The organism is Nocardioides sp. B-3 (assembly GCF_024703895.1).
Lineage (GTDB): Bacteria > Actinomycetota > Actinomycetes > Propionibacteriales > Nocardioidaceae > Nocardioides.
Map to the genome: position 1 here is coordinate 3,152,863 of NZ_CP087968.1, position 19,634 is coordinate 3,172,496.

At 67.7% G+C, this 19,634-nt stretch carries 25 protein-coding genes, 1 tRNA gene and 6 pseudogenes; 18 read left to right on the plus strand and 14 right to left on the minus strand.

The window, feature by feature from the left end:
• Nucleotides 1-34 precede the first annotated feature (34 nt).
• The 3 genes and pseudogenes from LP418_RS21005 to LP418_RS21015 all read right to left on the minus strand — a co-directional run.
• Nucleotides 35-985, minus strand: coding sequence for an alpha-amylase family glycosyl hydrolase (locus LP418_RS21005; protein ID WP_257953528.1), 951 nt, complete (start codon nucleotides 983-985; stop codon nucleotides 35-37).
• Nucleotides 982-1,161 (minus strand): hypothetical protein, encoded by a 180-nt coding sequence (locus tag LP418_RS21010; protein ID WP_257953529.1) that lies wholly within the window; start codon nucleotides 1,159-1,161, stop codon nucleotides 982-984. Before LP418_RS21010 ends, LP418_RS21005 begins: the two co-directional genes overlap by 4 nt.
• Nucleotides 1,161-1,487: pseudogene (locus tag LP418_RS21015) on the minus strand (hypothetical protein); the annotation flags it as partial. The gene LP418_RS21010 and the pseudogene LP418_RS21015, both read right to left, overlap by 1 nt.
• Nucleotides 1,488-1,562: 75 nt before the next feature.
• Between LP418_RS21015 and LP418_RS34055 the strand changes: the two are divergent.
• The 10 genes and pseudogenes from LP418_RS34055 to LP418_RS21065 form a co-directional block, all read left to right on the plus strand.
• Nucleotides 1,563-1,817, plus strand: a pseudogene (locus LP418_RS34055) (enoyl-CoA hydratase/isomerase family protein); the annotation flags it as partial.
• Nucleotides 1,807-2,277: an enoyl-CoA hydratase-related protein gene (locus LP418_RS34060; protein WP_257957134.1), complete on the plus strand. Its 471-nt coding sequence runs from the start codon at nucleotides 1,807-1,809 to the stop codon at nucleotides 2,275-2,277. The pseudogene LP418_RS34055 and the gene LP418_RS34060, both read left to right, overlap by 11 nt.
• 218 nt (nucleotides 2,278-2,495) lie before the next feature.
• Nucleotides 2,496-2,675, plus strand: a complete 180-nt coding sequence (locus tag LP418_RS21030) for a hypothetical protein (protein WP_257953530.1) — start codon at nucleotides 2,496-2,498, stop codon at nucleotides 2,673-2,675.
• A gap of 658 nt (nucleotides 2,676-3,333) precedes the next feature.
• Nucleotides 3,334-3,810, plus strand: coding sequence for an Ig-like domain-containing protein (locus tag LP418_RS34065; RefSeq protein WP_442939972.1), 477 nt, complete (start codon nucleotides 3,334-3,336; stop codon nucleotides 3,808-3,810).
• A complete protein-coding gene (locus tag LP418_RS21040; RefSeq protein ID WP_257953532.1) occupies nucleotides 3,747-3,953 on the plus strand; it encodes a hypothetical protein in 207 nt (68 codons plus the stop codon). Before LP418_RS34065 ends, LP418_RS21040 begins: the two co-directional genes overlap by 64 nt.
• Nucleotides 3,954-4,172: 219 nt before the next feature.
• The gene (locus LP418_RS21045) at nucleotides 4,173-4,538 is read left to right on the plus strand and encodes a hypothetical protein (protein WP_257953533.1); all 366 of its coding nucleotides are present in this window, start codon (nucleotides 4,173-4,175) and stop codon (nucleotides 4,536-4,538) included.
• Complete coding sequence (locus LP418_RS21050; protein WP_257953534.1) at nucleotides 4,513-5,325, plus strand: hypothetical protein; 813 nt, start codon at nucleotides 4,513-4,515, stop codon at nucleotides 5,323-5,325. The genes LP418_RS21045 and LP418_RS21050 overlap by 26 nt, the downstream gene beginning before the upstream one ends.
• A gap of 118 nt (nucleotides 5,326-5,443) precedes the next feature.
• Entirely contained in the window at nucleotides 5,444-6,328 is an 885-nt protein-coding gene (locus LP418_RS21055) for an Ig-like domain repeat protein (protein WP_257953535.1), read from the plus strand.
• A gap of 162 nt (nucleotides 6,329-6,490) precedes the next feature.
• Nucleotides 6,491-7,282, plus strand: a complete 792-nt coding sequence (locus LP418_RS21060) for an electron transfer flavoprotein subunit beta/FixA family protein (protein WP_257953536.1) — start codon at nucleotides 6,491-6,493, stop codon at nucleotides 7,280-7,282.
• Between the two features lie 13 nt (nucleotides 7,283-7,295).
• Nucleotides 7,296-8,250, plus strand: a pseudogene (locus LP418_RS21065) (electron transfer flavoprotein subunit alpha/FixB family protein).
• A gap of 66 nt (nucleotides 8,251-8,316) precedes the next feature.
• On the opposite strand, the gene LP418_RS21070 reads toward LP418_RS21065, so the two are convergent.
• Nucleotides 8,317-9,225: a hypothetical protein gene (locus LP418_RS21070; protein ID WP_257953537.1), complete on the minus strand. Its 909-nt coding sequence runs from the start codon at nucleotides 9,223-9,225 to the stop codon at nucleotides 8,317-8,319.
• An 82-nt stretch (nucleotides 9,226-9,307) separates the two neighbouring features.
• On the opposite strand from LP418_RS21070, the gene LP418_RS21075 reads away from it, so the two are divergent.
• The 8 genes and pseudogenes from LP418_RS21075 (at nucleotide 9,308) to LP418_RS21115 (ending at nucleotide 14,438) form a co-directional block, all read left to right on the plus strand.
• Complete coding sequence (locus LP418_RS21075; RefSeq protein ID WP_257953538.1) at nucleotides 9,308-9,838, plus strand: hypothetical protein; 531 nt, start codon at nucleotides 9,308-9,310, stop codon at nucleotides 9,836-9,838.
• A gap of 126 nt (nucleotides 9,839-9,964) precedes the next feature.
• Nucleotides 9,965-11,186, plus strand: a pseudogene (locus LP418_RS21080) (glutamate-5-semialdehyde dehydrogenase); the annotation flags it as partial.
• Nucleotides 11,187-11,196: 10 nt separating this feature from the next.
• Nucleotides 11,197-11,355 carry a hypothetical protein gene (locus tag LP418_RS21085; protein ID WP_257953539.1) on the plus strand — a complete coding sequence of 53 codons (159 nt, stop codon included), beginning with the start codon at nucleotides 11,197-11,199 and terminating at the stop codon, nucleotides 11,353-11,355.
• Nucleotides 11,356-11,372: 17 nt separating this feature from the next.
• Nucleotides 11,373-11,963: a nicotinate-nucleotide adenylyltransferase gene (gene nadD / locus LP418_RS21090; protein WP_257957135.1), complete on the plus strand. Its 591-nt coding sequence runs from the start codon at nucleotides 11,373-11,375 to the stop codon at nucleotides 11,961-11,963.
• Nucleotides 11,964-13,004 (plus strand): ribosome silencing factor, encoded by a 1,041-nt coding sequence (gene rsfS, locus LP418_RS31280; protein WP_336275777.1) that lies wholly within the window; start codon nucleotides 11,964-11,966, stop codon nucleotides 13,002-13,004.
• A 44-nt stretch (nucleotides 13,005-13,048) separates the two neighbouring features.
• Nucleotides 13,049-13,124: transfer RNA gene (locus tag LP418_RS21105), tRNA-Ala, on the plus strand.
• A gap of 189 nt (nucleotides 13,125-13,313) precedes the next feature.
• On the plus strand, nucleotides 13,314-13,691 hold the full coding sequence (locus tag LP418_RS21110) for an ArsR/SmtB family transcription factor (protein ID WP_257953541.1): 378 nt from the start codon (nucleotides 13,314-13,316) through the stop codon (nucleotides 13,689-13,691).
• A gap of 198 nt (nucleotides 13,692-13,889) precedes the next feature.
• Nucleotides 13,890-14,438: a cation diffusion facilitator family transporter gene (locus LP418_RS21115; RefSeq protein ID WP_257953542.1), complete on the plus strand. Its 549-nt coding sequence runs from the start codon at nucleotides 13,890-13,892 to the stop codon at nucleotides 14,436-14,438.
• Between the two features lie 433 nt (nucleotides 14,439-14,871).
• Here LP418_RS21115 and LP418_RS21120 read toward each other — a convergent pair whose 3' ends face one another.
• From LP418_RS21120 to LP418_RS21160, 10 genes and pseudogenes are all read right to left on the minus strand, one after another.
• Entirely contained in the window at nucleotides 14,872-15,483 is a 612-nt protein-coding gene (locus LP418_RS21120) for a zinc-binding dehydrogenase (RefSeq protein WP_257953543.1), read from the minus strand.
• 88 nt (nucleotides 15,484-15,571) lie between these two features.
• Nucleotides 15,572-15,928 (minus strand): annotated as a pseudogene (locus LP418_RS34070) (alcohol dehydrogenase catalytic domain-containing protein); the annotation flags it as partial.
• Nucleotides 15,929-16,065: 137 nt separating this feature from the next.
• Nucleotides 16,066-16,965 carry a nucleoside recognition domain-containing protein gene (locus LP418_RS21130; RefSeq protein ID WP_257953545.1) on the minus strand — a complete coding sequence of 300 codons (900 nt, stop codon included), beginning with the start codon at nucleotides 16,963-16,965 and terminating at the stop codon, nucleotides 16,066-16,068.
• Entirely contained in the window at nucleotides 16,947-17,483 is a 537-nt protein-coding gene (locus tag LP418_RS21135) for a hypothetical protein (RefSeq protein ID WP_257953546.1), read from the minus strand. The genes LP418_RS21130 and LP418_RS21135 overlap by 19 nt, the downstream gene beginning before the upstream one ends.
• Nucleotides 17,480-17,923 (minus strand): FeoB small GTPase domain-containing protein, encoded by a 444-nt coding sequence (locus LP418_RS21140; RefSeq protein WP_257953547.1) that lies wholly within the window; start codon nucleotides 17,921-17,923, stop codon nucleotides 17,480-17,482. The genes LP418_RS21135 and LP418_RS21140 overlap by 4 nt, the downstream gene beginning before the upstream one ends.
• A gap of 67 nt (nucleotides 17,924-17,990) precedes the next feature.
• Nucleotides 17,991-18,038 (minus strand): annotated as a pseudogene (locus tag LP418_RS34075) (hypothetical protein); the annotation flags it as partial.
• A gap of 19 nt (nucleotides 18,039-18,057) precedes the next feature.
• Nucleotides 18,058-18,354, minus strand: coding sequence for a FeoB small GTPase domain-containing protein (locus tag LP418_RS21145; protein ID WP_257953548.1), 297 nt, complete (start codon nucleotides 18,352-18,354; stop codon nucleotides 18,058-18,060).
• Nucleotides 18,351-18,590, minus strand: coding sequence for a FeoA family protein (locus LP418_RS21150; RefSeq protein WP_257953549.1), 240 nt, complete (start codon nucleotides 18,588-18,590; stop codon nucleotides 18,351-18,353). Before LP418_RS21150 ends, LP418_RS21145 begins: the two co-directional genes overlap by 4 nt.
• Nucleotides 18,587-19,315 (minus strand): metal-dependent transcriptional regulator, encoded by a 729-nt coding sequence (locus LP418_RS21155; protein WP_257953550.1) that lies wholly within the window; start codon nucleotides 19,313-19,315, stop codon nucleotides 18,587-18,589. The genes LP418_RS21150 and LP418_RS21155 overlap by 4 nt, the downstream gene beginning before the upstream one ends.
• A gap of 69 nt (nucleotides 19,316-19,384) precedes the next feature.
• Entirely contained in the window at nucleotides 19,385-19,609 is a 225-nt protein-coding gene (locus LP418_RS21160) for a hypothetical protein (protein ID WP_257953551.1), read from the minus strand.
• Between the last annotated feature and the right edge of the window lie 25 nt (nucleotides 19,610-19,634).

Consider the following 19,634-nt stretch of genomic DNA (forward strand, 5'->3'; position numbering starts at 1 on the left):
GATGAAGTTGACCGAGGCGTACGGCGAGCGGCCGTCATCGGCGTACAGGTCGCTCGACCCGGCGATCCCGGTGGCGACGGTCCGCACGCCGGAGGTGTGGCCGCGCCAGAAGTCGCGCATGGTGTCGCGGTACTGGTCGTTCCACTCGACCCACGGCGGCGGGAACTCGCCGACGCGGTAGCCGTCCATCGAGGCGTCCCACGGCTCGGCGATCAGCTTCACGTGGCGCAGCAGCGGGTCCCGGCCGATCGCCGTCAGCAGGTGGCTGCCCATGTCGACCTGCTGGTCCGTGCGGGTCAGCGCGCTCAGCAGGTCGAAGCGGGAAGCCGTCGACGTGCATCTCGTTGACCCAGTATCGCAGCGAGTCGAGGATCATCCGCAGGCTCTGGGTGTGGGTGGCGTCGACGGTGTTGCCGCAGCCGGTGACGTCCCAGTAGGTGTCGGCGGGCGGCTCGGCGAGGGCCTCGACCACCTGCTCGGCGTCGACGCGCTGGTAGTAGCCGAGATCGTCGAGACCGCGGAACGACAACGTGGGTCCGAGCGGTCCGGCCTCGGCCGTGTGGTTGTAGACGACGTCGAGGATCACCTCGAGGCCCGCGTCGTGGAACGCCTTGACCATCTGCTTGAACTCGCGCACCTGCTCGCCGCGATCGCCTCCGGGAGATTTGGCAGAGGCGGAGTAGGCGTTGTGGGGGGCGAAGAAGCCCAGCGAGTTGTAGCCCCAGTAGTTCACGAGGCCGCGCTCGGCCAACGCCGGCTCGGAGAAGAACTGGTGGATCGGCAGCAGCTCGACCGCTGTAACGCCGAGGTCGCGCAGGTAGTCGGTGACGGCCGGGGTCGCCAGCCCGGCATAGGTCCCGCGCAGCTCCTCGGGGACGCGGTCGTGCAGCTGGGTCATGCCCTTGACGTGCAGCTCGTAGATCACCGAGTCCCGCCAGCGCCGACGCTGCGGCGCGTCGCCCTCCCAGTCGAACTCGTCGTTCACCACGACACTGCGAGGGACGTACGGCGCCGAGTCGAGGCGGGCTCCGCTCCTCGGGATCGCCGAGGACGTAGCCGAAGATGGCGGGCTCGGGGGTCAGCGTGCCGGAGACCGCCTTGCCGTAGGGGTCCAGCAGCAGCTTGTCGACGTTGAAGCGCAACCCCCGGGTCGGCTCCCACTCGCCGTCGACACGGAAGCCGTAGCGGGTGCCGGCGGCCGGGCCGGGTACGGCGCAGTGCCAGATGCCCGGGGAGTGCTCGGTCAGCTCGATGCGCTGCTCGGTGTCGTCGTCATCGAAGAGGCATACCCGGGCAGCGGCCGCGCGCGGCGCGTAGACGGCGAAGTTGGTCGCCTCGGCGCGCCACGTCGCTCCGAGTGGCCAATTGCGCCCGGGCCAGACCGTGGTGGTCTCGCCTGCGTGGTCCCACATTCCGGGTGTCACCCGGGGCATTCTGCCCGCACCCGCATGGACGACGGCAACGACGTGACGGTAGGAATGCCACATGACCGACGAGAACCAGCCCCCGTCCGACTCGAGGTGGCCGACGGCGTCGGCACCATCCGGCTCGACCGGCCGAAGATGAACGCCATCAGCTTCGCCGTACAGGCCGGGCTGAAGGCCGCAGCGGAGGAGGCGACCGAGCGCGACGACGTGAAGGCGGTCGTGGTCTACGGCGGCGAGCGCGTCTTCGCGGCGGGCAACGACGTGAAGGAGATGCTCGACCTCTCCTATCCCGACATGGTCAAGGCCGCCGCGTCCGTGCAGGGTGCCGTGACCGCGATCGCGCGGATCCCCAAGCCGGTCGTGGCCGCGGTGCGCGGCTATGCGCTGGGCGGCGGCTGCGAGCTCGCGCTCGCGGCCGACATCCGGATCGCGGCCTCGGACGCGACGTTCCGGTCAGCCCGAGGTGCTCCTCGGCATCATCCCCGGCGCCGGCGGCACCCAGCGCCCGGCGCGGCTGATCGGGCCGAGCAAGGCCAAGGACCTGATCTTCACCGGCCGCTTCGTCAAGGCCGACGAGGCTCTCGCGATCGGCATGGTGGACCGGTGGTCGAGCCCGATGAGGTGTACGCCGCAGCGCTGGCCCGGGCCGGACAGTTCTCGGGCGCCGCGAGCCCGGCGCTCCGGGCGGCCAAGACCTGCATCGACCGGGGCCTCGACGGCGACCTCGAGACGGGCCTCGGAGATCGAGCAGATGCAGTTCGCCGCAGTTTTCGCGACCGAGGACCGTGCCATTGGCATGCGGTCGTTCGTTGAGAGCGGGCCGGGCAAGGCGACCTTCGTGTCGCGATAGTGCCCGAACGACACAGCAGGACCTACGGAAGGACCCCAGTGGCCAAGGACTCGACCGACGTTGACGACAAGAGCGGCAAGAAGCGCGCAGCCTCCGCCGCGACCGCGCTGCGGGCGCGGATCGCCCAGTGATCTGGCTGGTCTGCGTGCTGTGCGCGCTGGCGCTGGCGCTCGGTGCGCTGCTGATCGCGCTCAAGGCCAACACGGGCAACAACCTCGGTGCAGTTCGTGCTCGACGCCGCCGACGCGGTCGACCCGGGTGTCTTCTCGAAGGACGAGGGGATCAAGCAGTTCAAGGGCTCGGGCGCCGAGATCAAGAACGCCCTCTTCAACTGGGGCCTCGGCGCGATCGCGTGGTTGATCGTCGGCCGCATCCTCGATCGGATCATCCGCCCCTGAGGCGTTTCCGCCCTGAGGGTGGTCGTTTTTCGAGTGCACATCTGCCTATGGTCTAGACCGTCCGGACCTCAACCTCCGGGCGCTCAGTCACACGAGACCTTTGGGGGACACTGCATGTCTGCATCCATCCACACGAAGCGCGCCTTCGCCACCGGCTCGGCCGTGGTGCTGACCGGCGGCGGGTTCGCCGCCGTCGCCGCACCGGCCAGCGCCGGGACCGGGGCGGTCAACTACACGTGTCCCGTCGCCGGGAACAACTATCAGGTCAGCGTCGACACCGACAGCAACGCTCCGGTCAAGATGTACGTCGGCGACAGCACCAACGTCACCATCGACTCAGACGTCGTCCTCCCGCCGGAAATGGCCAAGCTCGCCTACGACTTGCTGCAGGCGCGTTCCTTCGATGGGACCGTTGCCGCAAAGGGGACCTTCTCCGGTGCGCCGGTCCTTGCCACGGAGACGATTCCTACGACCTCGTTGGGGGACCAGTCGACGACAGCGACTGCAGTGCCTTTCACGGCCATCGCAACCGCCGTCCCCCTGAAGGCAACGACCGTAGGTGACCAAGCCATCGAAGCCGGTGACATCACCGCCAACCTGAACTTCACCAAGCAAGACGGCACCACGCAGCAGTTGGCCGTGACCTGCACCAAGCCCAATGGCAAGGTTCCGCCGATCGACACGGTGGTCGTCGTCTCCAAGTCGACCACCGCGCTCGCGCTGGCCCCGACCACCGCCGGCTACAGGCGCTCCTGTCACGGCCACTGCCAAGGTGACCACCCCGGGCGGCACGCCCGACGGCGACGTCACCTTCGTGGTCGCCGGCGTCTCGACCAAGGTCCCGGTCAAGGACGGGGCCGCATCGTTGGTCATCGACCGGGCCGCCGTCGGTGACAACGCGGTCAGCGCCACCTTCACGCCGAAGGACGCGGTCCACTACGAGGGCAGCTCGGCCGGCCCGGTCAACCTCAAGGTGAGCAAGGCGGCCACGTCGACCGGGGGTGAAGATCACCGGCAAGCGCGTGCGCGAGCACGACCGCCGCGATCAAGGTCGTCGGCATCAACAAGACCGTGCCGACCGGCAAGGTCAAGCTCGTCCTGCGCAAGGTCGGCAACAAGGGCTTCCACAAGGTGAAGCGCGGTTCGCTCACCAAGGGTTCGCGCACCTTCAACCTCGGGCGCCCGGGCAAGGGCAAGTACAAGGTCGTCGTGAAGTACGCCGGCGACACCAACCACCTGAAGTCGAAGACGGTCAAGCGCTTCCGCGTCCGTCGGTGACGCAGACGCAGGACTGATCGAGGTCTAACCGCCGCCCGGAGCACCCGCTCCGGGTGGCGTTGGCCATTTGGGGTGTAGGGGCGGTCCCCCTATACCGCACCTACGGTCCAGTAACCAGACCTAGATCGCGGGGCGTGTCCATGGCAGAGTCCCCGACGATGGCGCCTTCGGGAGGATCGCGCCGTCGAACATGTCAGAAATTCCCGGGAGGGACACACGATGATCAACCATGCCCCGAGGACGGCCACAGCCGTCGTCGGACTCACATCAGCGGCACTCTTCGCGGTCGGGGGGACGGTCCTCGGCCTGTCCTCCGCCGGCGCTGCGTTGCCCGGCGGTGTCTCGCAGACACAGGCCTGCGTCACCAACGCCTCGAGCAACCAGTTCCAGATCGACACGCAGTGGGCAGGTACGGCGCCGGAGACCTCGGCCGCGGGCCGGGCCGTGACGCTCACGGCCCCGAAGGTGGAGGCCACCTTGCCCGGCGCCATCTTCGTCACCGGCTACAACCCGGGGCTGGTCCCGGGACGGCGCCGTGATCCCCGGCACCGTGAAGGGCATGATCGAGGGGGTCAACACGGTTGAGGGCGTCAAGCCGACCAACGTGGTCGCGACCAGCATCGGTCCGATCGACATCGCCGACCCCGATGGGATCAAGAGCACCGGCGACGAGACCGCCGGGCCCGTCACGCTCAGCGTGACGTTCGCCGACATGGCGTTCACGGCCAGCGGCACGGGTCCGGTGTCGTTCCGTGAGGACACGAGCCCGATCACGCCGACCCCCGGGCCCGGGCTGCTGATGGTCGCCAACCCGGGCTTCAACGTCCAGATCCGCTGCAGTCCGGGCACGGTGGCCGGATCGGAGCCCGGGGTGGTCACCTTGATCGACCCGGCGGCGGCCTTCGCGCCGACCGCCGCCATCACCCCGCCGACGATCCCGCCGACGACCCTGCCCACCACTCCGCCGACGACGCCGCCGACCACGACCCCGACGACGACAGCTCCGGCGACGACCGCTCCGACCACGGCTGCTCCGACCACGACCACCCCGACGACCACTCCGGCACCGCCCGCGAAGCAGAACACCACGACCGCTGCGAAGGCGAAGTACTCCACGGCCAAGAAGAAGGCGACGGTGACCGTCGCAGTCAAGGGCGCTGACGGCAAGCCCGGAACGGGTTCGGTCAAGGTCACCGTGAAGCTCGGCACGAAGAAGATCAAGACCATCACCGCTGCCCTCTCGTCGAGCGGCGTGGCCAAGGCCGTGTTCAAGAAGATCGCTGCCAAGGGCAAGTACAAGGTCACCGTGAAGTACGCAGGATCCGCCACCACCAACGCGTCCTCGGGCAAGACCACCTTCAAGGTCGCCTGACGCATCCGGGGAGCGTCGCCCGGGAGGACTTCGCTGGGTGACGCTCCTGCGTGGCACGGAGCGTTGTTGGTCGTCCATGGGGGACGGCCGCGCTCGAATCATCCCCGGGAGGGAAAGAATGTCTTCCACACTGTCCAAGAAGATCTCGGCTGCAGCTGTCTCGGCACTGATCGTGGGCGGCAGCGCCCCGGTCATGGTGCCGGCCGAAGCAGCGTCGCAGACGCTCAACTACACGTGTCCTGTCCTCAACGAACCCAAGCAGTTCAAGCTCACGGCTGACACGACGCTTCCCGACACGGCCGTGGCAGGCAGTGCGATCACCGGCACCACGAGCGCGTCGGTCGTCATCGGCGACGACGTGCGCGACACCATGTACGGCTTCATCGGGGCCCGCCAGGTGAAGGGGACCGCGACGATCTCTGCGACGGCGTTCGGTTCGGCCGCCTCGCTGGCAGCCACGATTCCGCTGACTCCGGTCCCTGCCAGTGGCGAGCTGACCATTCCGGCTTCGGGCCCCGTCGCGTTGACGGCCCCGACCACCACGGGCGTCCACGAGATTCACGCCGGGAACTTCACCACGCAGATCACTCTGGTCAAGGAGGACAATTCCGAGGTCGGCCCGATCCAGCTCAACTGCACGCTCGATGCCGGGCAGAACACGCTCATCGACACCGTCACGGTCACCGCGGCCCCGACGCCGCCTCCCGTGGTGAAGGTCGACACGAGCACGACGGCCAAGGCGAAGTACGCCGCCGCAACGAAGAAGGCCACCGTCAAGGTCGTCGTCAAGGCCGCGAGCGGCGGTGCCACCGGCAAGGTCGCGGTGACGCTCAAGAAGGGCTCGAAGAAGATCAAGACGATCTCGGTCAACCTCGCCGCAGGCAAGGCCAAGGCCGTCTTCAAGAAGGTCAAGGCCAAGGGCAAGTACAAGGTGACCGCGAGCTATGCGGGCTCGCCCACCACCAACCCGTCGTCGGGCATGACGACCTTCAAGGTCGGCTGACGCCGTACGCACCAAAGCCCGGCTGTGAGTAACCCCACCGCGGACAGTGTTCCGCGGTGGGGTTACTCACTTGTAACCTCACCTGCACAATCCTCGGATTTCAGGCGGGCCGGACGGCCCGTGGGAATCAACATCTCAGGAGGGGCCGCGAGGCCACACACCATGAACATTGTCGTCTGTGTGAAGTACGTGCCCGACGCGACTGCCGATCGGCATTTCGAGTCGGACAACACCGTTGACCGCGTTGGCGTGGACGGGCTGCTGTCCGAGCTCGACGAGTACGCCGTCGAGCAGGCCTTGCAGATCAAGGAGAAGGCCGGAGAGGGCGAGCACACGGTGACCGCCCTGTGCGTCGGTCCCGAGAAGGCCGTCGACGCCGCCCGCAAGGCGCTGCAGATGGGCGCCGACGCGGCTGTCCACGTCCTCGACGACGCGATCGCCGGCTCGGATGCCGTCGCGACCTCGCTCGTGCTGGCGAAGGCGATCGAGAAGATCGGCACGCCCGACCTCATCGTCTGCGGCATGGCCTCGACCGACGCCTCGATGAGCGTCGTGCCGGCCATGCTCGCCGAGCGCCTCAACCTGCCGCAGGTCACGCTGGCCTCGGTCGTCGAGACCCGGGGCGACCGGGTCCGGGTCAAGCGCGACAACGAAGGCTCCACCGACGTCATCGGCGCCACGCTGCCGATCGTGCTCTCGGTGACCGACCAGACCGGCGAGGCTCGCTACCCGTCCTTCAAGGGCATCATGGCGGCCAAGAAGAAGCCGCTCGAGGTCCTGTCGCTGTCGGACCTCGGCGTCGACGCCGGCCGGGTCGGCCTGTCGGTCGCGTGGTCGCAGGTCGAGGAGACCACCGCCCGCCCGCCGCGCACGGCTGGCGAGATCGTCACGGACGAGGACGGCTCGGGCGCGGTTGCGCTGGCCGACTTCCTCGCCTCCAAGAAGTTCATCTAAGGGAGCATCGTCAATGTCTGAAGTTCTGGTTGTCATCGACCACGCCGACGGTGTGGTCAAGAAGCCGACGTTCGAGCTCCTCACCATCGCCCGCCGCCTCGGCGAGCCGTCCGCCGTGTTCTTCGGCGCGACCGCCCGAGGCTGACGCGGTGGCCGAGAAGGTCAAGGCCTACGGCGCAGAGAAGGTCTACGTCATCGACGACGCCGAGCTGAAGGGCTACCTCGTGGCCCCGAAGGCCGAGGCCCTGCAGCAGCTGGCCGCGCAGGCGTCCCCGTCGGCGATCCTCTTCCCCTCCACGTTCGAGGGCAAGGAGGTCGCGGCCCGCCTCGCGATCAAGATCGAGTCCGGCCTGATCACCGACGCCGTCGACGTGCAGGCCGGTCCGGTCACGACGCAGTCGGTGTTCGCGGGCTCCTTCACCGTCACCGCGAAGGTCACGCAGGGCACGCCGATCATCACGGTCAAGCCCAACTCGGCCGCCCCGGAAGAGGCTGCCGGTGCCGGTGCGGTGGAGGCGTTCACGCCGACCATCTCCGACGGTGCCAAGACCGCCCAGATCATCGCCTCGCAGCCGCGTGCGGCCACCGGTCGTCCCGAGCTGACGGAGGCCGCGATCGTGGTCTCCGGTGGTCGTGGCACGGGTGGCGACTTCGCGCCGATCGAGGCCTTCGCCGACTCGCTGGGTGCCGCTGTCGGCGCGTCGCGTGCCGCCGTCGACTCGGGCTGGATGCCGCACGCGTTCCGGGTCGGCCAGACCGGCAAGACCGTGTCGCCGCAGCTCTACGTCGCCAACGGCATCTCCGGTGCGATCCAGCACCGCGCCGGCATGCAGACGTCGAAGACCATCGTTGCCGTCAACAAGGACAATGAGGCCCCGATCTTCGAGCTCGTCGACTTCGGTGTCGTGGGCGACCTGCACACGGTCCTCCCGGCCGCGACCGCGGAGATCACCAAGCGCAAGGGCTGATCGCTTCAGCCTGTACGGCAAACGCCCCCGACCGCACGGTCGGGGGCGTTCGTCATTTGTCGGCGATCAGTAGAGCGTGCGCCGGACCTTCCATCCGTCCCCGCTGGGCGCGACGGTCAGGCCGACGGCGCGGGTGGTGCCGTGGAAGGAGTACTGGACCGGGCGCACGTAGACGTCCGCATCGGCCTTGGTGCAGCGGTCGGTGCCGATGTGCAGGCGCGGAAGATCGGTCCGCGTCCGTCGCCAGCCGTTGACCGTTGACTCGTCGAGGCGGCCGGGCCAGCCGCGCTTGCTCGTCGTGGTCAGCCGGATCGCCGCGTCGGGTGCGACGGGCTGGACCACGTCGCACCGGGCCCGCGTCGGCAACGGCAACCGGACGAGACCGCGCTCGCGGGAGAAGACCAGCGTGCGCTTGCGGTTGGACGCGGAGACGTACGCACCGTCGGGTGACACCCCCAGCGGAGTCCGGCTGAGCCAGACCTCGTGCCACACCTGCGCGTCGGTGCTGACCAGCACGCGCTGCTTCCGGCCGCACGTGAGTCGGAGGGCGAAGACCCCGAGCGGCTCGTGGATGAAGTTGTCGCCCCGGGTGCAGCCGGGGATGCTCCTGCCGATCGAGCGCGGCTCCGACCAGTGCTGGGCGACCGGGTCGTAGGACTGGGCGTAGAAGGTCTCCTCGTCCGGCGATCCCACCGCGAGCAGAGGCAGGCCGGGCGAGCTCGGGAACAGGGTGGTGGCGGTGCCCTTGCCGCGGTGTCGGACCGGGCCCGGAGCCTTCTCGGGCGCGATGCCGGTCACCGCCCACGGGGAGGCGGTGTTGGGCCCGGTGATGGTGATCGTCGACTCCGGATAGCCGGCCTCCCCGAAGAAGACCGTGGTCGCGTCGGCGTTGGCGAGGCGGACGTCGGCACACGCGTCGTCGACGTCGATCGTCGTCTGCTGCGTCTCGGTGCCGCTCGCGGCCACGGTCAGCACGCTGAGGACACAGTTCGTGCCGTCTGCGGCCCGCGCTCCGCCGTACAGGACCGAGACGTCGCCGGTGTCGGAGATCGTGCCGGTGACCGTGTATTCTCGGCTTCGGCAGCTCGTGCTCGACGAGCCGGAAGCCCGCGGCGGTGCGAGTGACCCAGCCGTCGTGCAGCGGCCAGACCGCGTTGGCCCCGTCGGGCGAGATGCCGGGCTCCTCGTAGGCCTCGCCGGGCAGGGTGAACGCCTGCCGGGAGAGCGTGTCGGGGGAGTAGAGCGCCTGCGAGTGCGTGGGCGCTCGGTCCTCCGAGTAGCCGCCCTCGTCGCACTCGGCAACCAGTGCTACGGCGGTGCCGGCGGCGCGGGCGTCGACGTCGCCGCAGTAGAGGTTCTTCGACCGAAGCACGACGCTGCGCTCGCTCCGGGAGGCGGTCGCGCCGTCGTAGCGGCTGCCCCACACGGTGCGCTGATCACGCGAGACGGTGGCCTTGAAGCGGTCACCGTCTGCGAGGTCGACGATAACCCCGGCGTCGACCTCCCGGGGCAGGTCCGTGGCTCTCGCGGCGGCCGGTTCGCCCGCGACCGGCTGGGCGGCGACCAGCAGTCCGGCGGCGAGCAGTGACACGACTGCGATGTTCCCCCGCATGGTGATCCCTTCCGAGAGTGAGACGTCTGCCGACACCGGCTCGTGTCGACCTACGCTTTCAAGCATGAGCATTGCCTATGACGCCGACGGCGTGCGCGAGGTGCCACGCGCGCCCGCGTCGCCAGCCACGACTCGGCCCTCGCGACCCGCGCGACCAAGGACGCAGCGCTGCAGGCGATGGCCGATGCGCTGCTGTCGCAGGCACCATCGATCCTGACCGCCAACGCCGAGGACATCGCCCGCGCCGAGGCCAGCTCCACGCCGCCCAACATCATCGACCGCCTGCGGCTGACCGACGAGCGGCTCGAGGCCATGGCGTCCGGGCTGCGTGAGGTCGCAGGGCTGGCCGACCCTGTCGGCGAGGTCGTGCGCGGCTCGACGCTCGCCAACGGCCTCGAGCTCCGACAGGTCCGTGTCCCGTTCGGCGTCGTCGGGATGATCTACGAGGCGCGCCCCAACGTCACCGCAGACGCCGCGGGCATCTGCCTCAAGTCCGGCAACGCCGTGCTGCTGCGCGGCTCCTCCAGCGCCCGCTCGAGCAACGCCGCCATCGTGGCCGCCCTGCGCGCGGCACTGCTGGCCTCCGGACTGCCGGAGGACGCCGTACAGCTGGTGCCCGGGGACACCCATGACTCGGTCAAGGCGCTGATGCGCGCCCGCGGCCTCGTCGACGTACTGATCCCGCGTGGGGGAGCGGGCCTGATCCGCAGCGTCGTCGAGGAGTCGACCGTCCCGGTGATCGAGACCGGCGTCGGCAACTGCCACGTGTACGTCGACGCGTCGGCCGACCTCGAGATGGCGCTGTCCATCGTGGTCAACGCCAAGACCCACCGCACCAGCGTGTGCAACGCGGCCGAGTCGCTGCTGGTGCACGCCGACATCGCCGACGACTTCCTGCCGCAGGTCATCGACGCGCTGCACGAGCACGACGTGACGATCCACGGCGACGACCGGTTCCGCGAGTACGACGGGGTGGTCGAGGCCACGGACGAGGACTACGGCACGGAATACCTCTCCCCTGGACATCTCGGCCGCCGTCGTGGACGACGTCGAGGGTGCGATCGAACACATCCGCGCGCACTCGAGCGGCCACACGGACGCGATCGTGGCCCGCGACCGGGGCACCATCCGCCGGTTCGTGGCGGCCGTCGACTCGGCCGCGGTGCTGGTGAACGCGTCCACGCGCTTCACCGACGGCGGCGAGTTCGGCTTCGGTGCGGAGATCGGGATCAGCACCCAGAAGCTGCATGCGGGGGGGCCGATGGGGCTGCCCGAGATGACGTCGACCAAGTACGTCGTCATCGGCGACGGCCACACCCGATAGGATCGCGCGCATGTCGCTGAGCGCCCTCACCATCCAAGCCGCCGAGACCGTCGAGTCCCACGGCGAGCCCGCCGTCTCTCCCTACTTCATCGGCGCCATCGCGCTGGGGATCCTGCTGTTCCTGCTGCTGGCCCTGATCACCTTCGGCGGCGGGCGCGAGCACAGCTGATGCGCCGCGTGGGCGTGATGGGCGGCACCTTCGACCCCATCCACCACGGTCACCTCGTCGCTGCGTCCGAGGTGCAGGCCCGGTTCGACCTCGACGAGGTCATCTTCGTGCCCACGGGAGCTCCGTGGCAGAAGGCCGACCGCGACGTGTCGCCGGCCGAGGACCGCTACCTCATGACGGTCGTCGCCACGGCTGCCAACCCGCGCTTCAACGTCTCCCGCGTCGACATCGACCGCGACGGGCCGACGTACACGATCGACACACTGCGCGACCTGCACGCGAAGATGCCGGACGCGGAGCTCTACTTCATCACCGGTGCCGACGCGCTCGCCGACATCTTCACTCGGCGCAACGCGGAGGATCTCTTTGAGCTCGCCCAGTTCGTCGGCTGCACGCGACCGGGCTATGAAATGGACAAGAAGACCCTCGATGCGATCCCCTCGGACCGTGTGACCATGGTCGAGATCCCCGCACTGGCGATCTCCTCCACCGATTGCCGCGATCGCAAGCGTCGCGGCGAACCCGTCTGGTACCTCGTGCCCGACGGCGTCGTGCAGTACATCGCCAAGCACGACCTCTACGCATCCTCCACAGTCAAGGACTCCTGAATGACCGCCACCGACCACGCCATCGAGCTCGTCCAGATCGCCGCCTCCGCTGCTGCCGACAAGCTTGCCCTGCAGGTCGTCGCCTACGACGTCAGCGAGGCCATCGCCATCACCGACGCCTTCCTGCTCGCCTCCGCCACCAACGAGCGCCGGGTCAAGGCCATCGTCGACGAGGTCGAGGACAAGCTCCGCGAGGCCGGCGCCAAGCCCATCCGGCGCGAGGGCCACCGCGAGGGTCGCTGGGTGCTGCTCGACTACGGCGAGATCGTCGTGCACGTCCAGCACGAGGAGGAGCGGGTCTTCTACGCCCCGGGAGCGGCTGTGGCGCGACTGCCCGTCGATCCCCGTTCCCCAGCCGGGACCACCTCCGGCCTCCGACGAGGCGTGACCCCCCGCACCCCGGTCCTGCTCCGCCACGGCCAGACCGCGTGGAACGCGGAAGGTCGCGCGCAGGGGCACCTCGACATCGAGCTCGACGAGGTCGGGCTCGCGCAGGCCCGAGCTGTGGCGCCCGCGATCGCGGCGCTCCGGCCGGCCGCGCTGTGGAGCTCCGACTCGGTGCGCGCCAGCGCGACGGCCGACGAGATCGCCCGCGTCACCGGCCTTCCCGTCCAGCAGGACAAGCGCCTGCGTGAGTACGACGTGGGCGACCGCTCCGGCCTGACGATGGCCGAGTTCGCGGCGGCCTTCCCGTCCGAGCACGCGGCATGGGCGGCCGCCGGCGGACTCTTCGAGGCCGCCGTCGGCGTTCCCGGTGCCGAGACCGCCGAGGACGTGCTGGACCGCATCGTGCCCGCCCTGCGCGAGGCACTGGCCTCCGTCGGGCCGGGCGAGACGGTCGTCGTCGTCGGTCACGGCGCCTCGTCCAAGGTGGGTCTGGCCGGGCTGCTCGGCTGGGACGCCACCACCCGTCAGAGCCTGCGTGGCATGGACAACTGCGGATGGTCGACCCCGGTGGAGACCGGCGTCGACGAGGGGTTGCGGCTGACGGCGTACAACCGAAGCGCACCCGATTTCACATCTGCCGGAGGCGTTGGCTAAGATTCTGCGAGTTGTTCGACGCAGGATTGGTCGGACGCCCCGATGGGGGTGTGGCGCAGCTGGTAGCGCATCTGCATGGCATGCAGAGGGTCAGGGGTTCGAGTCCCCTCACCTCCACCATCACCGCAGGGCAGAGGCCATTTTCTCGCTCGAGAGGATGGCCTCTGGTCGCATCTATGGCCCATTCTGCTGCCTTTTTGCTGCCGGAACCGTGGGTTCGAGTCGATGGGACGGGTTCCGGGTCTCGTCGCGCCCTCAGAGCCACGATGACTCTGGAACCATCCCTGCAGATATCATCGTCATATGACGATGAAAGCGACGATTGTCGAGACGACGGTTCCCGACGATAGCGCGACGATGACGGCGGCAGCCTGTCTGTTCCATGGGTTCTCGGATCCGTCCCGACTGGCGATCGTGCGCCACCTCGCGCTCGGCGAGCACCGGGTTGTTGACCTGACCAAGCATCTGGGGTTGGCGCAGTCCACAGTCTCCAAGCACCTCGCCTGCCTGAAGAACTGTGGCTCGGTGACCTCTCGCCCGGAAGGCCGGGCCTCGATCTGGTCGCTGAACCACACCGACACTGTCATCGAGCTGTTCTCCGCGGCCGAGCGGCTGCTGGCCCTGACTGGTGATGCCGTCACGCTGTGCCCCGACTACGGCACCACCACCCCGGAAGGCGCCTCATGACCACCCACGTCCACACCCACGCGAACCTCGATGCGACCGAGAAGGCGCGGCTGGGACGACGGGCGCAACTGCTCGCCGCAGCCTCGGTGTCCTACAACCTCATCGAGGCCATCATCGCCATCACCGCCGGCCCGGTCGCCGGCTCCGTGGCGCTGGTCGGGTTCGGCCCTGGACTCGATCGTCGAAGTCTCCACCGGCTTGATCATCCTGTGGCAGTTCCGTCACCGGCTCCCCGAGTCCCGGGAACGAGAGGCGCTGCGTTTGATGGCGTTCTCCTTCTTCGCGCTGGCGGCGTACGTGACGTTCGAGTCCGTGCGAGCAATGGTGAGCGGGCACGAGCCGGACCCCTCACCGGTCGGCATCGGACTTGCGGCTGCATCGTTGGTGAGCATGCCGTTCCTGTCTCGGGCGCAGCGCCGCACCGGCAAGGCGCTGGGATCCAACGCAGTCGTGGCCGACTCCACCCAGACCCTGCTGTGCACCTACCTATCTGCCGTACTGCTCCTCGGTCTGGTCCTCAACGCGACCCTCGGCTGGTCGTGGGCCGACCCGATCGCCGGCCTCGTCATCTCGGCGGTCGCGGTCAAGGAGGGCCGCGAAGCCCGGCGAGGAGAAGGTTGCTGCGCTCCCAGCAGTGTCCCTCACGCCAGCGCCCCAACGACCGAATCCAGCACCACCTGCGGCGACGGCTGCTGCAGCCACGAGAACACTGCGCTGTTTCAGATCCCCGACCAGCCGAACGACTGAAGCGCAGTGACGGGGGCGGGGGAGCTGCGGCGGATGCCGCCAGTGGGTTGGGTAGCGGCCTTTCGGCAAGCCCCGGACTCTCGGGTCCGGGCAGTGACCACCTTCCGGAGACACGAGATTACCGTTGACCCGCTCGCACCGGAGTGCGCCAGTCATCCGTTGAGTGAGGGCCGTTTCTGGGTCACCCGCAACCCGATGTACGTGGCGATGGCCGGCGTGCTCGTGGCCAACGTGGTCGCGCGGCGCTAGATCCTCGCTCTCCTGCCTGCCACCGGCTTCGTACTCGTCATCAACAGCGCTCAGATCGAAGCCGAGGAGAGTCCGATGGCCGGCCTGCTGCGCCGCTCCCCAGCGCACGGCTGACTCGCAAGGACGTACCTATTTCATGGCTTCGTTCTGCCGGAGGTGGTCGGCAATGTCATTCGCCCTGACTTCAGGCCTCATTCGTGATGATGACCTTGATCGCGTGTTCGTCTGCCGCTCGAGCGAAGGTGTCGTAGGCCTCCAGCATCTGGTCGAAGGTGAAGCGGTGGGTGACGAACTTTCCGGGGTCGATCTCGCCGGCCTTGATCTTCTCCAACAACTCGGGAGCGGTGGTCGCATTGACGAGCCCCGTGGTGATGGTGATGTTGTTGATCCAGTCCCGGTCCAGTGGCAAGTTGACAGGCGCGCCGTGGACGCCGACGTTGGCCACCCGCCCTCCCGGACGAATGGAGTCCGGGGCAAGGGTGAAGGTTTCTGGAATGCCGACCGCCTCGATCGCCACGTCGACACCGAGACCGTCGCGACTGTGCTTCTTCAACTCCTCCACGAGGTTGTCGGAAGAGGCGTCAACGGTGTCGGTGGCACCGAACGCCCGCGACTCCTCAAGCCGGAACTTGTTGCCATCCACGGCGATCACCTTCGCGGCCCCCTGTGCTGCGGCCGTCATCACCGCGGCAAGACCCACGGGGCCGACGCCGACGACGGCGACGACGTCGCCCTCCTTGACCGCACCGTTGATGACGCCGATCTCGTATCCGGTGGGCAGGATGTCGCTGAGCATCGTCCCCTGCTCGGCGGTGACGCCGTCCGGGGAGTGGGATGAGGCCATTGTCGGCAAACGGTACGCGCACGTACTCCGCCTGTGTGCCGTCGATGAGGTGGCCGAAGATCCAGCCGATTCCACCGAGCGTCTGGCAGTGCGAGGTAAGGCCCGACAGACAGTAGTCGCAGGTCATGCACTTGCTGATGCACGAGACGATGACCCGGTCGCCGACCTTGACCCCGGTGCAGCCCGTGCCGACCTCGGTGACGACGCCGACCCCTTCGTGGCCGAGGATTCGGCCCTTCTCCACTGTGGGAACGTCCCCCTTGAGAATGTGCAGATCGGTACCGCAGATGGTGGTGCTCTCGATCTTGACTATCGCGTCCGTCGGTTCCACGATCACCGGCTCCGGGACTTCATCCCATGACTTGCTGTTCGGGCCGTGGAAGACAAGAGCTTTCATGGGGGCACCTCCATGCACCAGCGGTCGCCCGTCTCTTGCGACGGACGCTCACGTTCATGGAAGCAGTGGCCGGCTGTCCCTCCAGTCTCAGTTTGAGACGAGGCCCGGTAACGCCCCTTGGTGAGAGCTGTTCTGGCTCAAACCCAATCCACGATGCGGGCGATGGTGGCGGTCGTTGCGGTCACCGCGAAGGCAAGGCCCGGGGGCAACAAAGTAGCTGTGGTCGTCCACTTGAGGCTCCCGGTCTCCTTCCAAATGGTCAGCACCGTGGTGCTGCACGGGTTGTGGAGCATGCTGAAGAGCATGAGGTTGATGGCGGTCAGGAGGGTCCAGCCGCCGGCCCGGATGAGGACGGTGCCGGCTTGCGCGTCGGGCAGGTCCAACATCACGCCGCCGGCTACGCCGTACTGCAGGGGGCCCGGGGTCATGGTGAGCATCAAAATGGTGGGGATGATGATCTCGTTGGCCGGTATCGCCACCGGGTAGGCAAGCAGGATGATGCCGTTCAGACCGAGCATGACCCCCAACGGGTCCATGCCGTTCACGAGATGAGCGGCGATGCTGGATCCCCGGACATCGACGTTGCTGATCAGCCAGATCAGGGCGCCCGCAGGGGCCGCCATCACCAGAGCTCTGCGGAGGACCTTGAAGGTCCGGTCGACGAGGCTGATGTAGATCGTCCGCCAGACCCGGGGCGGTCGGTACGGCGGAAGCTCCAGTGTGTACACGGACGTCTGTCCGCGCAGAACCGTCCGGGACAGTGCCCGGGAGACAATGAGGGTGGTCGCGATACCGAGCACCGCGACCGCAACCACGCTTGCTGCCGCGACAAGTCCCGCCACAGGTGCCGGAACGAGGCTGCCGATGAAGATCGTTCCCATCAGGATCAGCGTCGGCCAGCGCCCGTTGCAGATGCTGAAGTTGTTGGTGATGATCGCGATCAGGCGTTCACGAGGGCTGTCGATGATGCGCGTAGCCGTCACGCCTGCGGCGTTGCAGCCGTATCCCATCATCATGGTCAGTGCCTCGGTTGCCATGCGCTCCGGCCTTCATGAACATGCGATCCAGGGTTGAACGCCACTCTGGGGAGATAGCCGAAGTCCTCCAGAAGGGTGAAGAGGGGAAAGAAGATCGCCATGGGCGGGAGCATGACGGCGACCACCCATGCTGTGCCCAGATATACGCCGTCGATGAGCAATCCAGTCACCCAAGCTGGTGCGCCGAGGTCGACGAAGACGCTTCGAAGGGACGAGTGCCAGTTCTCGACGAGTAGTGCGTAGAGCAGATCGGAGGGGACTGCCGCACCGGCGATGGTGAACCAGAAGACGGCGAAGAAGAGCACTCCCATCACCACAAAACCCCAGAAGCGGTGGGTCAACGCCCGATCCGGGGCCCGGTCGAACGCGAGGCGATTTCGTTGGCCGTCGGTGGTAACGCTGTGCTCGGCGATTCGGTCGGCATCATCGAAGATCGACGCAACCACACCGTCTCGAAAGTCGGCGGGGAGATCGTTGCGCAGTCGACTCGCATTCTCGAGGATGTCGCGGCTACTCATGACGCTGTCCTGTCGCGCCCGAGCAAGGCAAGCTGTCGTGCGGTGTGTTGGCGACTGAGGCCACCGAGAGTTCCATCGAGTACGGCGGCCTCAGTGTTCTGATGGCCCTCAAGCAGTCGCAAGGCAACCCAGCGCCCGTTCGCGAGCCCGGGGAACTCCGAGTTGAGCTGTTCGCTCAAGATGTCCACCGCGCGTTCCACGGCCGGACCGAGCCTCTGCTTCGGGCGGACCCGGGTGGCATTTCCTCCGTGGGCGACCTGCCCGATCGCCTCGAGCAGTTCTGCGATGCCTTTCCCTTTGCGCGCCGACATCGAGATCACCGGCACCCCGAGCTCTCGCGAGAGGTGCCGGATGTCGATGGTGATCCCATGACGGTCGGCCTCGTCCATCAGGTTCAGTGCGATGACCACGCGGTTCGTGATCTGCAGGATCTGGAGCACCGGGGTTGAGGTTGCGCTCGAGTCGCGTGGCGTCGACCACGACAACGGTGACGTCCGGGTCGCCGAACAAGAGGAAGTCACACGCAGTGTGTTCGTCATTGCTCGTCGACAGCAACGAGTAGGTGCCCGGAAGGTCAATGACCTTGTAGAGCTCGGCCTTGGTGCCGGAAGCCGCCTTCGGCGCGGGCCACAGTCGTACCCGGCCAGTTTCCGACGTGCTGTCGCAGACCGGTCAGGGCGTTGAAGACCGTGCTCTTCCCGGTGTTGGGGTTCCCGGCAAGGGCGACGACGAAGTCGCTGTCGCCAGTGTGAACGCCGAGCTTCTCGAGGTTGGTGACGTTGAAGACGGAACATGATCCACACGCCTTGCTTGGCGCGGTGTCCACTGTCTCTGCGCGCCGCGGGATGGGGTCCGGCAGGTCGACGCTCATGCGGTCGGCCCCTCTGGCGATTCGATGTGAATTCGCTCGGCCTGTGACCGCCGGAGAACGATGACGCTGCCGCGCACGAGGTAGGCCGTCGGGTCACCGAGCGGGCTGGTCTGCTCAGCGCGCACTTCGATGCCCGGCATGACACCCGGGTCCATCAACCTGCGACGCTCGGCGCCAACGCTGTCAAGTCTCGTGACGACCGCGCCCTCGTCTCGCAACAGCTCGTCGAGCGTCATGACGGCATCCGGATCTCGTCGGCTGCCACGACCACGTGCCCCCGGATGATGCCCACCAGTGTGCTGCTGAGGACGTGCCCGCGTCCGCGGCTTCGGACGTACATCGACCCGAGCGCAGAGCGCTCCTCGATGTGCAGCTCGGCACCGGGGCCGATCCCGAGCAACCCAAGGCTGCGCAACGCGGCACTGTTGCGGTCCGAGACACGCTCCACCATGAAGCGGTCGCCCACTCTCGCATCGGCGAGAGGCGACTCCGCGCTCTCGCAGTGTTCACCCGTCTTGGCTGGGATCGGGTCGCCGTGAGGGTCACGCTTCGGGAAGCCGAGCGAAACATCGATGAGGTCTTCGAGCTGCTCGCTGAGTCGGTGCTCGAGCACCTCCGCCTCGGCGTGCACCTTGTCCCAGCTGAGTCCAAGCACTCGATGGAGGAAGGTCTCCAGCAGTCGATGACGCCGGACGATGCGCTGCGCATGTATCCGCCCGTGCGCTGTGAGCCGCACCTGCCCCCACGTGGCCTGCTCGATGAGCTCGCAGTCCCGGAGCCGGCGGATCATCGTGGAGACTGAGGGCGGGGCAACCGCCAACCGTTCGGCGATCTCCGAGGTGCCGGCTGACTGACCTTCCGCCGCGAGAGCGAAGATGGCCTTGAGGTAGTTCTCAACCGTCTCGGTGTGCTCGATGGCGCAACACGAGAGGGCCTTCGACTGTGTTTGTGTTCCGGACATGTCGCGACATTAGGGCGCTCTAATCGCGGTGCTTGTCGCAATTTGAGACCGCGTTGCGAAAGCTCGTCCTCAGCGTGCAGACAGCCACTGCAAGGCGCCCGCCAGCATCATGGCACCCACGATGAGAGACATGGTGGGAGTCAGGCGGTTGCAGAACTGGATGCGACTGCTCAGCACCGAGGGAACCGACTCGGCAGGCAGATGGCGCGCGCAGTAGCCGCGGATGACGATGCTGACTGCCAGCAGTGCGCCGCATTGGACGAGCGTCTGGCCAACTTCCGGTGAGACCGGCATCGGTACTCCCTTGGGCGTTGAGAAC

Bases quoted from the DNA above. Each gene is read 5' to 3' on its own strand.
- LP418_RS21050 (WP_257953534.1), top strand. From the start codon at position 4,513: ATGATCGAGGGGGTCAACACGGTTGAGGGCGTCAAGCCGACCAACGTG.
- LP418_RS21130 (WP_257953545.1), bottom strand. From the start codon at position 16,965: ATGGCAACCGAGGCACTGACCATGATGATGGGATACGGCTGCAACGCC.
- LP418_RS21055 (WP_257953535.1), top strand. From the start codon at position 5,444: ATGTCTTCCACACTGTCCAAGAAGATCTCGGCTGCAGCTGTCTCGGCA.
- LP418_RS21145 (WP_257953548.1), bottom strand. From the start codon at position 18,354: ATGAGCGTCGACCTGCCGGACCCCATCCCGCGGCGCGCAGAGACAGTG.
- LP418_RS21060 (WP_257953536.1), top strand. From the start codon at position 6,491: ATGAACATTGTCGTCTGTGTGAAGTACGTGCCCGACGCGACTGCCGAT.
- LP418_RS21085 (WP_257953539.1), top strand. From the start codon at position 11,197: ATGTCGCTGAGCGCCCTCACCATCCAAGCCGCCGAGACCGTCGAGTCC.
- LP418_RS21120 (WP_257953543.1), bottom strand. From the start codon at position 15,483: ATGCTCAGCGACATCCTGCCCACCGGATACGAGATCGGCGTCATCAAC.
- LP418_RS21160 (WP_257953551.1), bottom strand. From the start codon at position 19,609: ATGCCGGTCTCACCGGAAGTTGGCCAGACGCTCGTCCAATGCGGCGCA.
- LP418_RS21150 (WP_257953549.1), bottom strand. From the start codon at position 18,590: ATGACGCTCGACGAGCTGTTGCGAGACGAGGGCGCGGTCGTCACGAGA.
- rsfS (WP_336275777.1), top strand. From the start codon at position 11,964: ATGACCGCCACCGACCACGCCATCGAGCTCGTCCAGATCGCCGCCTCC.
- LP418_RS21110 (WP_257953541.1), top strand. From the start codon at position 13,314: ATGAAAGCGACGATTGTCGAGACGACGGTTCCCGACGATAGCGCGACG.
- LP418_RS34065 (WP_442939972.1), top strand. From the start codon at position 3,334: ATGGCAAGGTTCCGCCGATCGACACGGTGGTCGTCGTCTCCAAGTCGA.
- nadD (WP_257957135.1), top strand. From the start codon at position 11,373: ATGGGCGGCACCTTCGACCCCATCCACCACGGTCACCTCGTCGCTGCG.
- LP418_RS21135 (WP_257953546.1), bottom strand. From the start codon at position 17,483: ATGAGTAGCCGCGACATCCTCGAGAATGCGAGTCGACTGCGCAACGAT.
- LP418_RS21155 (WP_257953550.1), bottom strand. From the start codon at position 19,315: ATGTCCGGAACACAAACACAGTCGAAGGCCCTCTCGTGTTGCGCCATC.
- LP418_RS34060 (WP_257957134.1), top strand. From the start codon at position 1,807: ATGCGCTGGGCGGCGGCTGCGAGCTCGCGCTCGCGGCCGACATCCGGA.
- LP418_RS21045 (WP_257953533.1), top strand. From the start codon at position 4,173: ATGATCAACCATGCCCCGAGGACGGCCACAGCCGTCGTCGGACTCACA.